Genomic DNA, 11,484 nt, shown 5'->3' on the forward strand with positions numbered 1-11,484 from the left:
GAAGCCCATGACCTTGTTGTAGAACTCGACCCACTCGTCCATCCGGCCGAGCTCGACGTTGCCGACGATGTGGTCGAGCGCCTGGAAGAGCCGCTTCGGCTGGCCGTCCTTCTTCTCGAAGGTGCTGGCCTTGGCGACGTAGCCGGGCAGGTAGGGGCCGGAGTAGCGCGAGCGGTCGACCAGCGTGTGCCGGGTCTCGCCGTACGTCGCGATGGCCGCGATCCGCACGGTGCCGTGCTCGTCGGTGATCTCCTCGACGTCGCGCACGACGGTGGCGCCGGCCTTGCGGGCCTGGGCGATGCACTTGTCCACGTCCGGCACCTCGAGCGCGATGTCGACGACCCCGTCGCCGTGGCGGTGGTGGTGCTCCACGAGCGGGCTGTCGGGGTCGACCGCGCCGTTGATCACGAAGCGGATCGAGCCGGAGCGCAGCACGAAGGACTTGTGGTCGCGGTTGCCGTTCTCGGGACCGGAGTAGGCCTCGAGCTGCATGCCCCACGCCGACTGGTAGTAGTGCGCGGCCTGGGTGGCGTTGCCGACCACGAAGACGATCGAGTCCCAGCCGGTGACCGGGAAGACGTCGCTGTCCTCGTCGTACTCCACGAGGCCGACGAGCTGCTTGAGCTGCTCGAGGGTGAGGTCGGCGCGGAGCTCGTCGGTCGTGAGCGCGGCACCGGTCGAGGGCTGGTCAGTCGTGGAAGTCATGCGCACAGCGTGCCCACGATCGACAGAGTGTGCAACAGTACGCCGAAACGCTGGTCAACCTGCACAGTAGGAGCGCACACCATGGACGACCTGGACCGCAGATTGATCGAGCTCTTCGCCGACGAGCCCCGCATCGGCGTCCTCGAGGCGTCGCGACGGCTGGGCGTGGCGCGCGGCACCGCCCAGGCGCGCCTCGACAAGCTCGCCTCCAGCGGGGTGGTGACCGGCTGGGGGCCCGACCTCTCGCCGGAGGCGCTGGGCTTCCCGGTGATGGCCTTCCTGACCCTGGAGATCCGCCAGGGGTCGGGCCACGACGCGGTGGCGACCCACCTCGCCGGCATCGCCGAGGTCCTGGAGGCCTACACGATCACCGGGGCCGGCGACATGTGGGCGCGCGTGGTGGCGCGGTCCAACGCCGACCTCCAGCGGGTGATCGACCGGGTGCTCGCGGAGCCCGGGATCGAGCGCTGCACCACGGTCATCGCGCTGGCCACCCAGATCCCGCACCGGGTGCTCCCGCTGGCCAGGTCCGCCGTCACCTGACGGGTCAGCCGCGCGGCTCAGCCGAAGATCATGCAGCTCGATATCGCATGGGCCACGACCTTGCCCGCGGCGTCGCGCAGCTCGGCCTGGGCGAGCGCCGTACGCCGGCCGCGCTGGAGCACCGTGCCCTCGCAGGTCAGCAGGCCCGAGTCGGCGGTGACCGGGCGCAGGAACTTCACCGTGAGGTCGAGCGAGGTGTACATCTCCCCCACGGCCAGGGTGGAGTGGACCGCGCACGCGGCCGCGGTGTCGAGGAGCGTGGAGAGGACACCGCCGTGGACGCCGCCGAGCGGGTTGTAGTGGAAGGTCTGCGCGGGCATCTCGACGACGACGCGCCCCTCCGCGGGATGGAAGCCGGTCATCCCCAGGGTGTCCATGATCGGCGGTCGGGGCAGCTCGCCGGCGGCCATYATCTGCAGCTGCTCGAGGCCGGTGGCGGCCAGCACCCGGTCGAGGTCGCCCTGGCCCGGCCGGGCCCACTCGACCGTGCGCGAGTCGGTCGCGAAGTCGCCGTGGTCGGGACGGTCGTGCGCCGGAGCCTGGGTCTGGGTCATGGATGCAGCCTTCCACCTCCTTGCTGAGTCTGTCAACGAGACCTAGGGTGTGGGGGTGAGCACACCCGCCGCCCTCGCCTGGTCCACCGACAACTGCACCGTGGGCCGCGCCATGGAGGTGCTGGGCGAGCGCTGGACCTTCGTGGTGCTGCGCGAGGTGTTCAACGGCGTACGCCGCTTCGAGGACATGCGCCGCCACTCCGGCATGCCCCGCCAGGTGCTCACCGACCGGCTCGCCCTCCTGGTCGAGGCGGACATCCTGCGCCGGGTGCCCTACCGCGAGCCGGGCCAGCGCGAGCGCCACGAGTACCGCCCGACCGACAAGGGCTTCGACCTCTACCCGGTGCTCGTCGCCGTGCGCCAGTGGGGCGACCGCTACCTCGCCGACCCCGCGGGATCGCCGGTGGAGTTCGCACACGTCGGCTGCGGCGCGGAGGTGGACGTCGTGCTGCGCTGCCGCGACGGGCACGAGGTGAGCGGACGACGAGACGTCGTGACGCGCCCCGGCCCCGGGATCCTGCCGTTCAGCGGCTGACGTCGCCGACCAGCGCGAGCCGGACCGACTCGGCGGCCGCCAGCACGCGCGGCGCCACGACGCCCTCGTCGATGCCGCCGCCGAGCGTGACGACGCCGACCGACGCCTCCAGGCCGTCGACGCCGCGGACCGGGGCGGAGAGCCCCTGCGCGCCCGACTGCAGCTCGCCGGTCGTCACGACGTACGCCGTTCCGCTCTCGCGGGCCAGCAGGATCGCCTTGCCGGCCGCGCCCTGGGTGAGGGCGTGGCGGGCCCCGACCCGGTAGGAGACGTGGAAGTCGGTCCAGGAGGGCTCGACCACGGCCAGCGCGAGCGCCTCGTCGCCGTCGGCCACGGTCAGGTGGGCCGTGCAGCCGATCGCGTCGGCCAGGCTGCGGAGCACGGGGACCGCGAGGTCGCGCAGCAGCGGCTGCACGGCCGAGGCCAGGTGCAGCACACCGAGCCCCACGAAGAGCCGTCCGCGCACGTCGCGCCGGACCAGCCCGTGCTGCTCCAGGGTGCTGACCAGCCGGTAGACGACCGTCCTGTTGACCTCCAGCAGCAGCGCGAGCTCGGTGACGGTGAGGCCGGTGGGCGACTCGGCGAGGACCTCGAGCACCCGCAGCCCCCGATCGAGTGTCTGTGAGGTTTCGGCGGCCATGCGGCCAATGTAGTGACAACCATCTAGCGGCGGCCCCCGTCACACCCCTGAGTGCCTTGCGCACTGCCCCGAGACGGGGTGACAACCCACCACCGCACCATCAAGGGAGAACACATGCATCGCCATGTACGACGCACGTTCGCCGCGACCGGCACGACCGCTCTTCTCGCTGCAGCACTGCTCACCGCACCCGGCGCGTACGCCGCCGCCGCGGTGGAGACCTGTCAGGGCAAGGCCGTGACCATCGACGGCTCGGGCCAGGCCACCATCACCGGCACTGCCGGCGACGACGTCATCGCCGCGACCGTCGGGTCCACCGTGACCGCCCTGGCAGGCAACGACACCATGTGTGTGCTGCCCGGCACGGCCACCACCCCCACGTCGGTCGACGGCGGCGAGGGCAACGACTCCGTCGACACCGCCACGGTCCCCGCGGGGGCGACCGTGACGACGGCACTCGGTGCCGGTGACGACAGCTACACCGGTGGCGCCGCGTCCGACCAGGTCTCGACCGGTGACGGTACCGACACGGTCGCCACCGGTGCCGGCGACGACGGCGTCGGCAGCGGGRCCGCCGGTCAGCCCAACGCCGACAAGATCGACCTGGGCGCCGGCGACGACGTCCTCGACTGGCACGGCGTCCAGGCCGCCGGCGGGAGCGTCGCCTTCGGCGACGGGGCCGACACCCTGGCCGACAGCGACGGCGGGGTCGTCTCGATCGGGGCCCCCGCACGGAAGCTCGAGCGGGGCGGCGCCCCCGTCCTGACGTGGAGCGGTGCCGTCTCGACGTACGTCGTCGACTCGACCGCGTCCTCGGTGGCCTTCACGGGCACCGACGCGGCGGAGACGTTCGTCCTGCGCGACCCGGCCACCGGGGCCACCCCGACCACGGTGAAGGTCGACATGGCCGGCGGCGACGACACCATGACGGTGCGCTCCCGCGTGCTCGACGGCTCGACGTGGTCCGGCGGCGACGGCACGGACCTGTTCCAGGTCGCGTTCGACTACGACGAGGTCCTGCTGGACCTCAGGAGCGGTCAGCTCGAGACCGGCGAACCCGACGTGACGGTGGACCAGCGCGTCACCGACGTCGAGAACGCCGACGCCGTCAGCGCGCGGGTGACCGTCAAGGGCACCGATGCCGGCAACGTCCTCAACCTGCAGGGCTGCGCGATCTGGGCCGTGGGCCGGGCCGGGGCCGACACCATCGGCTACGGCGCCGACCTCGCCGACGCTCCCGCCCTGACCTGCACCGGCGCCGGCGCCTCCATGGTCGCCCGGGGCGGCAAGGACGCCGACACCATCACCGGCACGTCCGGCAAGGACCGGTTGTTCGGCAACAAGGGCGAGGACCTCATCAAGGCCCTGGGCGGCGACGACGTCGTCTTCGGCGGCGATGACGACGACCGCGCCCAGGGCGGTGCCGGCAACGACAAGGTCCGCGGCGGCGAGGGCGACGACGAGCTCGGTGGCAACACCGGCAACGACCGCGTCCAGGGCGACAAGGGCAACGACCGCCTGCTCGGCCACCTCGGCAACGACGTGCTCGTCGGCGGGCTCGGCTTCGACCGCGCCAACGGCGGCAAGGGCACCGACCGTGCCTTCTCCGTCGAGCGTGCGTGGAACGTCGAGCGCCGCTGACCCACCCGCTCGGCTGCACACCGGCCGTCGTCCGCACCCGCGGGCGGCGGCCGGTCCGCGTCCCGGCGAGGCTCAGGAGGACTTGCGGACGGCCCACTCCCGGATGCGGTTGATCCGCTCGTGCAGCTGGTCAGCGCTGGCGACCGCCGCGGCCGGGCCGCCGCACTCCTTGCGGAGCGTCGAGTGGGTGATGCCGTGCGCCTGACCGGTGCGGTGGTGCCAGGCGGCGACCAGTCCGTTGAGCTCGCGGCGCAGGATCGCGAGGTGCTCGTGGGTGGACACCTCGGCCACCGTGTCGGCCTCCGGCCGCGCGGCCTTCTGCTTGATGGCGCGCTCCGACTGGCGCGAGTGCAGGAGCTCACGCACCTGGTCGGCCTCGAGCAGCCCCGGGATGCCGAGGAAGTCCATCTCCTCCTCCGAGCCGACGTGCACCTCGCCGGAGTGCCCGAACTCGCCGCCGTCGTAGAGGACCCGGTCGAAGGACGCGGTCGACCCCAGCGCCTCCCACGACATCTCGAGCTCGCCGGAGGCCGCCTCGCTGGCGTTCGCGGCCGCGAGCAGCTCGTTCTCGGCGGCGAAGATGTCGTCCTCGTCGGTGACCCTGCGGCCCAGCACGTGGTCGCGCTCGACCTCCAGCTCGGAGGCGTAGCCGAGCAGGTGGGGCACCGACGGCAGGAACACCGACGCGGTCTCGCCGCGCGACCGGGCCCGGACGAAGCGTCCGACCGCCTGGGCGAAGAACAGGGGGGTCGAGGTCATCGTCGCCCAGACGCCGACGGCCAGCCGGGGCACGTCGACGCCCTCCGACACCATGCGCACCGCGACCATCCAGCGCTTGTCGGAGTCGCTGAAGGCGCTGATCTTCTTCGACGACGCCTTCTCGTCGGAGAGGACCAGGGTCGGCGACTCACCCGTGATCTTCTTGAGCAGCCCGGCGTAGGCGCGCGCCTTCTCCTGGTCGGAGGCGATGACGAGCCCGCCCGCGTCGGGGACGTGGCGGCGTACCTCCGCGAGCCGCTTGTCGGCGGCCTGCAGCACCGACGGGATCCAGGAGCCCGCCGGGTCGAGGGCGGTACGCAGCGCCTGCGCGTGCATGTCCTTGGTCAGCGGCTCGCCGAGGCGGGCGGCGATCTCGTCGCCGGCCCGGGTGCGCCAGGTCATCTCGCCGGAGTAGGCCATGAACAGCACCGGACGCACGACGTGGTCGGCCAGCGCGTGGGCGTAGCCGTAGGTGAAGTCCGCCACCGAGCGCGGGATCCCGTCGTCGCCGGGCGCGTAGCTCACGAACGGGATCGGGTTGACGTCCGAGCGGAACGGGGTGCCGGTGAGCGCCAGCCGTCGGGTGGCGGGCTCGAAGGCCTCGCGCACGCCCTCGCCCCACGACAGCGCGTCGCCCGCGTGGTGGATCTCGTCGAGGATCACGAGGGTCTTGAAGCGCTCGGTGCGGATCCGCATGGCGAGCGGGTTGACCGCCACGCCGGCGTAGGTCACCGCGATGCCGACATAGTCCTGCGAGGTCTTGCCCTTGCCGGCGGAGTACGTCGGGTCGATGGGGATGCCCGCCTTGGCGGCGGCCTCCGCCCACTGCGTCTTGAGGTGCTCGGTGGGCGCCACGATGGTGATCCGGTCGACGACGCGACGACCGAGCAGGTCGGCCGCGACCGTCAGGGCGAAGGTCGTCTTCCCGGCTCCGGGCGTGGCGACGGCGAGGAAGTCACGCGGGTTGGCGGCGAGGTAGCGCTCCATGGCCGACTGCTGCCAGGCACGCAGCAGGGGCGCCGTGCCCCACGCCGCACGATCCGGCCAGGCCGGAGCGAGCACCGGGGCGGGGGGTACGGCGTCGTACCGCCCCGTCACGCGTCGGGGCCCTGGTTGCCGTCGCCGGAACCGTCCCCACCAGGCTTGATCGAGTCCCAGATCTCCTTGCACTCCGGGCACACCGGGAACTTCTCCGGCGCCCTCGAGGGGACCCAGACCTTGCCGCACAGGGCGATGACGGGAGTGCCCATCACCATCGCCTCGGTGAGCTTGTCCTTGGGGACGTAGTGGCTGAACCGCTCGTGGTCACCATCGTCGGTCGGCAGGGTGCGACGGTCCTCGATCGTCTCGGCGCCTGGCGAGAATCCGATGGTGCTCATGCGGGCCAGTCTAGGTCAGTCCGACGTCAGTTGAGGTCCGGGTCGACCGGGCGTGTGGAGTGCCACGCCAGTCGGCCGGGCTGGCGCTGCATGACGTCGCGCCACAGCGCGGAGGCGTCCTCGCGGAAGTAGTCGGCGGGCTCGCCTGCTGCGACGTACCAGTCCCCCCGCTCGATCTCGCCCTGGAGCTGGTCGGCCTCCCACCCGGCATACCCGGCGAAGATCCGCATCCCGACCAGGCTGCCCTCGAACAGCGCGACCGGTGTGTCGAGGTCCACGATGCCGAGCCGGCCCTGCACGGACCGGAAGCCGACCGGCTGGTCGTCGACGTCGCGCAGCAGCGCCACCGCGATGGCACCCTCCACGCTCACCGGACCGCCCCGGTAGAGGACCTCCGGGGACGTCAGCGACGGACTCCAGGCCCCGATCTCGTCGATCTCGGCCACCGGCACCTGCGAGGGCCGGTCGAGGACCACGCCGAGGACGCCCTCGTCGTCGGCGTTGAGCAGCAGGACCACCGTGCGCACGAAATTGGGGTCGGTGAGCCCGGGCGTCGCGAGCAGCAGCATCCCGGGAACGACGTCGGTCATGGATCCATCATGGCCGATCCGGCCCATGGACCGGGGGGTGTCCTGGGTGGGGTCGACTCCGGGTCACTTGCTCCAGGTGAGGTCGCCCGTGCCCGCGGGGACCAGCTCGACCCAGGTGTGGCCGGCGGGCACGGTCATCTCGCCGCCCTTCGGGCCGGTGAGCTCGATGGCGCCGGTGAGGCCGTCCTTGGTCCACGTGCCGCGCACGACCTTGCCGTCGTGGAACAGCACCGCCTGGCCCTTGCCCTCGAACTTGGTCTCCGGGACCGGGTAGCCGGCCGGGTCGCGGTAACCCGCGTCACCGATCTGCACCCGAAGCGCGAGGACGCTGTCGGCGGGGAACACGTCGCCCTGGGCGGCGTACGAGTTGGTGTTGACGTAGGAGCCGCCCTGGAACTGCCAGGTCGTCGTGTGGTTGCCGAAGGCCGCAGAGACGGTCGAGGCGGGCTTGCCCCCGGAGAAGTCGCCCTCCTCGCCGAACGCGAGGTAGGGCTCGGGAGCGTCGCCGCCCTTGATCCCGCCGGCGATGGTCTTCAGGTCGGCGAACAGGTTGTACGGCGCGGAGCGGGCGTTGTCGCGGTAGACGCCCTTGGCACCCTCGGTGACGAACGGGATCCCGGCCTTGTTGATCCGGCCCAGGGTCACGGCGGCGGCGCCGCTGGTGACCACGTGCGCGCCGGTGGGGACGATGCCGATGTCGCTGGCCCGCATGGAGCGGACGGGACCGACGACCTGAGGAAGCTGGGAGTAGTAGAAGGCCGCCAGCCGGGTCACGCCGCCCTCGACGAGCTCCTCCACGACCATGTCGGCCTTGCCGAGGCCGACCTGCGGGGAGCTCGACGGGGTGTTGTCGACCTTGGTGACGATCACGGGGTTGGCCGGGGCGTCACCCTTCATGGGGAGCCCGGTCAGCGGCCACAGGGCCGGCTCCTCCGGCTCCTGGGCGGCGGTGGTCGCGCTGGTCTCGTCGGCCGGCGCCGGGGCCCCGGCGGGCTCCTCGTCGCTGCCGCACCCGGCGAGCAGCAGGGAGGTGACGGCGAGGGTCGCGACGGTGTGGCGCAGTCGCAGGGGGAGGCGGGGAAGCACGGGGAACTCCGATCGGTGATGGTGCAGGTCGAACGCCGTCAAGTGTGACGGGCGCGCCCTCCCCCGCAAGGGAAGGCGCGCCCGTCACGTGACGCTGAGCTATGTGACGTACGGCGCTGGGTCAGCGCACGGTGCCACCGAACCAGCTGTCGGTCCACGGGGCGGCGACGGTGACGCTCTGGCCGGAGCCGGGCGAGTGGACCATGAGCGCGTGGCCGTCCTCCCAGCGCAGGAACATCGCGGCGTGGTAGACGCCGCCCGAGCCGTAGAAGAACATCAGGTCGCCGGGCTGCATGTCGTCGCGGGCGATGCGGCGCGTCGCGCCGGCCTGGGCACCCGACGTGCGCGGGAGGCTGATCCCGGCCTGGCGGTAGCTGAACTGGGTGAGGCCGGAGCAGTCGAAGGCGTTCGGGCCGCTGGCGCCGTAGACGTAGGCGTCGCCACGCTGGGCGAGCGCGACCGACACGGCGGTCTGGAGGCGGCTGGACTCGCGCTTCTGGACGGCCTTGAGCCGTACCGCCTCCTTCTTGCGGAACTTCGTGTACTGGCCCTGGTCCATGACGACGGCGTCACGGTCGGAGGCCGCCTGGGCGGGGGTCGCGGCGAGCGAGACACCGAGGGAACCGGTGGCGACGACGCCGAGACTGATGAGGGTGAGCGCGCCGGAGCGCGCCATGCGACGAATCGCGGGCATGGCAAAGTCCTTTCCCACGCCTGTGAGGTGAGCTGTCGGGTTGGAGCTGGAAAGTGCTCCGCCACCGTGCGGTGACTTCACCCCAAGCCGGTCCGGTGATCCGGTCCGGCAGTGGAACCTGTGGGTCCCCCACTCCTGCCCGCGAACGTTTCTCGGGGGTCCAGCCCCGGGCGGGCAGGACTCGGCGTTGCCCGGGGTGGCTATTCGGGTTGTGGTGCCGTGCCCTCACGGGAAAGGACACGGAATCGCCGACCACCGTAGGTTCACCTGGCGTTCATGTCCAGAACGCGGCACGCCCCCGGACGTGGTCCGGGGGCGTGTCAGGCGGTTCGGGGCGGGCGCGGAGTGACGAGCGTCTCCCCCGTCGGAGGGTCTCAGCCGAGCTTGGCCCCGCCGTCGACGTACAGCGTCTGGCCGGTGATGTACGACGCCTCGTCGCTGCACAGGAACGCCGCTGCGGCGGCGATGTCCTCCGGGAAGCCGACCCGCTTGACCGGGTTCGACTCGGCGGCGGCGGCGCGGAAGTCCTCGACGCTCATCTTGACGCGCGCGGCGGTGGCGTCGGTCATCTCGGTGGCGATGAAGCCGGGGGCGATCGCGTTGGCGTTGATGCCGAACGGGCCCAGCTCGATGCCCAGGGTGCGGGTGAAGCCCTGGACGCCCATCTTGGCCGCGGAGTAGTTGGCCTGGCCGCGGTTGCCGAGCGCGGAGACGCTGGAGAGGTTGAGGATCTTGCCGTAGCGCTGCTCCACGAAGTGCTTCTGGGCGGCCTTGGTCATGTTGAACGCACCCTTGAGGTGGACGTTCATCACCAGGTCCCAGTCGTCCTCGGTCATCTTGAAGAGCAGGTTGTCGCGGGTGATGCCGGCGTTGTTGACCAGCACGTGGATGCCGCCCAGCTCGTCGACGACACGCTGCACGGCCGCCTCCGCGTCGGTCCCCCTCGAGACGTCGCAGCCGATGCCGACGGCCTTGGCGCCGTCGACCAGCTCGAGGCGGCCGGCGGCCTCCTGCGCGCTGGTCTCGTCGAGGTCGAGGATCGCGATGCTCGCGCCCTCGGCGGCGAAGCGCTGCGCCGTCCCGAAACCGATGCCGCGCGCGGCTCCGGTGATGACTGCGACGCGTCCGTCATAGCGACCCATGAGTGACTCCCTGCTCGGTCCAGTGGTGGTGTCGTCCGGTGGCTCGCCCGCGGACCTGTTGCGGTCGCGGAGCGGGCCGGGGCCGACCCTAGTACGGCCCGGGCGCTCAGAAGCCCCAGGGTCGCAGCTCGTCCCAGGTCCGGACCTGCGACCAGGCCTGCCGCCGGCCGAGGGCGACGAGCACGTCCTCGTCCTTGCTCACCGGGTCGAACAACGACAGCACGGCACGCGGCTGTCCGCCGTCGCAGGTGGCGGTGTGGGCGATCCGCAGCCGGTCGTCGACCGCGTCGAGCATGGTGACGCCGCCGGTGCTGCCCGGGACGCGGACCATCCGCACGGTGCCGTCGGCCCGCTCGCGGGTGAGGAAGGAGCCGCCGCAGGAGCCGTTGCCCTGGTAGATCGTCCGGTCGCCGACGACGCGCACCTCGGTGTCGTCCCAGCTCGGGCCTCGGAAGTGCCGGCTGTTGGTGCGCCGCAAGCCGGCGACGGAAGTGATCGTGCCGTCCAGCCCGACGGCGGTCAGCCGGGTGCCGCGCCGCGAGGAGCAGGAGACCAGCACGACGTCGTCGTCGTACCAGCGCAGCGGACGGCAGTCTCCCGGGGTCTCGACGGTGCGCACCGGCGACCCGTCGAGCGGGATGACGCGCAGCTGGTCGGGGTTGTTGCCGACCAGGGCGGTCCCGTCGGGCGTGGCGAGGAGCGCCCCGACCACGCCGCGGTCCACCACCGACCGACCGCCGGTCCAGGCGAGCGAGAGGACATTGCCCTGCACCGTCTGGACGAGCACGCCGGCGCCGTCGGGGCGCAGGCCGGTGCCGCCGGCGTTGGCGGGGAGGCGGAGCGAGCGACGGGCTCCGGTCACCAGGTCGAGCTCGGTGGCCCTCTGGGTGTGCGGCCCGGAGCTGTCGATCAGCAGCACCGCGCGCCGGCCCGGGTCGACGTCGGCGAGGTAGAAGTCGCCGGACAGCCACCCCCTCCGCTGTCTCTCGACCCGCGACCGGAGCAGCTCGTAGCGGGCGCCCGCCGGCGAGACCAGCTCGAGCGTGCGCACGCGTGCCGTGACGTAGCCGTCGCGGGTGCGCGGGCCGCGGGCCACGCCGGCCAACGTCCAGCCCGCACCGACCTCGTCCCACGGCACGGCGGCGGGGACGCCCTCCCCGGACGTCCGCGGTGCCGACGTCGGCGGCGCGGTCGTCGACGCCGCGGAGGCCGGGAC

13 protein-coding genes and 1 riboswitch are annotated in these 11,484 nt (G+C 72.3%); of the genes, 3 read left to right on the plus strand and 10 right to left on the minus strand.

Translation table 11 applies throughout. The features are described 5' to 3' along the window. The coding region (locus ACXJKL_RS05110; protein WP_457205977.1) for a VOC family protein at nucleotides 1-705 on the minus strand (705 nt) is incomplete at its 3' end. An 81-nt stretch (nucleotides 706-786) separates the two neighbouring features. Here ACXJKL_RS05110 and ACXJKL_RS05115 point away from each other — a divergent pair. After that, entirely contained in the window at nucleotides 787-1,248 is a 462-nt protein-coding gene (locus ACXJKL_RS05115) for an Lrp/AsnC family transcriptional regulator (RefSeq protein ID WP_457205978.1), read from the plus strand. 17 nt (nucleotides 1,249-1,265) lie between these two features. Here the strand turns inward: ACXJKL_RS05115 and ACXJKL_RS05120 are convergent, their stop codons facing one another. After that, entirely contained in the window at nucleotides 1,266-1,802 is a 537-nt protein-coding gene (locus ACXJKL_RS05120) for a PaaI family thioesterase (protein WP_457205979.1), read from the minus strand. A 55-nt stretch (nucleotides 1,803-1,857) separates the two neighbouring features. Between ACXJKL_RS05120 and ACXJKL_RS05125 the strand changes: the two genes are divergently transcribed. Continuing rightward, the gene (locus tag ACXJKL_RS05125; protein ID WP_457205980.1) at nucleotides 1,858-2,337 is read left to right on the plus strand and encodes a winged helix-turn-helix transcriptional regulator; all 480 of its coding nucleotides are present in this window, start codon (nucleotides 1,858-1,860) and stop codon (nucleotides 2,335-2,337) included. Here ACXJKL_RS05125 and ACXJKL_RS05130 read toward each other — a convergent pair. Next, entirely contained in the window at nucleotides 2,327-2,977 is a 651-nt protein-coding gene (locus ACXJKL_RS05130) for an IclR family transcriptional regulator (protein ID WP_457205981.1), read from the minus strand. The genes ACXJKL_RS05125 and ACXJKL_RS05130 overlap by 11 nt on opposite strands. A 114-nt stretch (nucleotides 2,978-3,091) precedes the next feature. Here ACXJKL_RS05130 and ACXJKL_RS05135 point away from each other — a divergent pair, with 114 nt between their 5' ends. Then, complete coding sequence (locus ACXJKL_RS05135) at nucleotides 3,092-4,618, plus strand: calcium-binding protein (RefSeq protein WP_457205982.1); 1,527 nt, start codon at nucleotides 3,092-3,094, stop codon at nucleotides 4,616-4,618. Nucleotides 4,619-4,690: 72 nt separating this feature from the next. Here ACXJKL_RS05135 and ACXJKL_RS05140 read toward each other — a convergent pair whose 3' ends face one another. The 7 genes from ACXJKL_RS05140 to ACXJKL_RS05170 all read right to left on the minus strand — a co-directional run. Then, nucleotides 4,691-6,475, minus strand: coding sequence for a DEAD/DEAH box helicase (locus ACXJKL_RS05140; RefSeq protein ID WP_457205983.1), 1,785 nt, complete (start codon nucleotides 6,473-6,475; stop codon nucleotides 4,691-4,693). Next, nucleotides 6,472-6,756 carry a DUF3039 domain-containing protein gene (locus ACXJKL_RS05145; protein ID WP_457205984.1) on the minus strand — a complete coding sequence of 95 codons (285 nt, stop codon included), beginning with the start codon at nucleotides 6,754-6,756 and terminating at the stop codon, nucleotides 6,472-6,474. Before ACXJKL_RS05145 ends, ACXJKL_RS05140 begins: the two co-directional genes overlap by 4 nt. Nucleotides 6,757-6,782: 26 nt before the next feature. Next, nucleotides 6,783-7,346, minus strand: a complete 564-nt coding sequence (locus tag ACXJKL_RS05150) for a YqgE/AlgH family protein (RefSeq protein WP_457205985.1) — start codon at nucleotides 7,344-7,346, stop codon at nucleotides 6,783-6,785. A gap of 63 nt (nucleotides 7,347-7,409) precedes the next feature. Beyond that, nucleotides 7,410-8,432, minus strand: a complete 1,023-nt coding sequence (locus ACXJKL_RS05155; RefSeq protein ID WP_457205986.1) for a DUF3048 domain-containing protein — start codon at nucleotides 8,430-8,432, stop codon at nucleotides 7,410-7,412. A 121-nt stretch (nucleotides 8,433-8,553) separates the two neighbouring features. Beyond that, nucleotides 8,554-9,126: a C40 family peptidase gene (locus tag ACXJKL_RS05160; RefSeq protein ID WP_457205987.1), complete on the minus strand. Its 573-nt coding sequence runs from the start codon at nucleotides 9,124-9,126 to the stop codon at nucleotides 8,554-8,556. Nucleotides 9,127-9,128: 2 nt separating this feature from the next. Then, a riboswitch (cyclic di-AMP (ydaO/yuaA leader) is annotated at nucleotides 9,129-9,302 on the minus strand. 198 nt (nucleotides 9,303-9,500) lie between these two features. After that, nucleotides 9,501-10,268, minus strand: coding sequence for an SDR family NAD(P)-dependent oxidoreductase (locus tag ACXJKL_RS05165; protein ID WP_457205988.1), 768 nt, complete (start codon nucleotides 10,266-10,268; stop codon nucleotides 9,501-9,503). Between the two features lie 106 nt (nucleotides 10,269-10,374). Continuing rightward, nucleotides 10,375-11,484 (minus strand): hypothetical protein (locus tag ACXJKL_RS05170; protein WP_457205989.1); only part of this gene is annotated, 1,110 nt, incomplete at its 5' end.

The sequence above is a fragment of the Nocardioides sp. P5_C9_2 genome (assembly GCF_054049555.1).

What these genes read in the sequence shown, in the direction of transcription:
- ACXJKL_RS05115 (WP_457205978.1), top strand. Translation starts at nt 787, where the DNA reads ATGGACGACCTGGACCGCAGATTGATCGAGCTCTTCGCCGACGAGCCC.
- ACXJKL_RS05130 (WP_457205981.1), bottom strand. Translation starts at nt 2,977, where the DNA reads ATGGCCGCCGAAACCTCACAGACACTCGATCGGGGGCTGCGGGTGCTC.
- ACXJKL_RS05145 (WP_457205984.1), bottom strand. Translation starts at nt 6,756, where the DNA reads ATGAGCACCATCGGATTCTCGCCAGGCGCCGAGACGATCGAGGACCGT.
- ACXJKL_RS05150 (WP_457205985.1), bottom strand. Translation starts at nt 7,346, where the DNA reads ATGACCGACGTCGTTCCCGGGATGCTGCTGCTCGCGACGCCCGGGCTC.
- ACXJKL_RS05160 (WP_457205987.1), bottom strand. Translation starts at nt 9,126, where the DNA reads ATGCCCGCGATTCGTCGCATGGCGCGCTCCGGCGCGCTCACCCTCATC.
- ACXJKL_RS05165 (WP_457205988.1), bottom strand. Translation starts at nt 10,268, where the DNA reads ATGGGTCGCTATGACGGACGCGTCGCAGTCATCACCGGAGCCGCGCGC.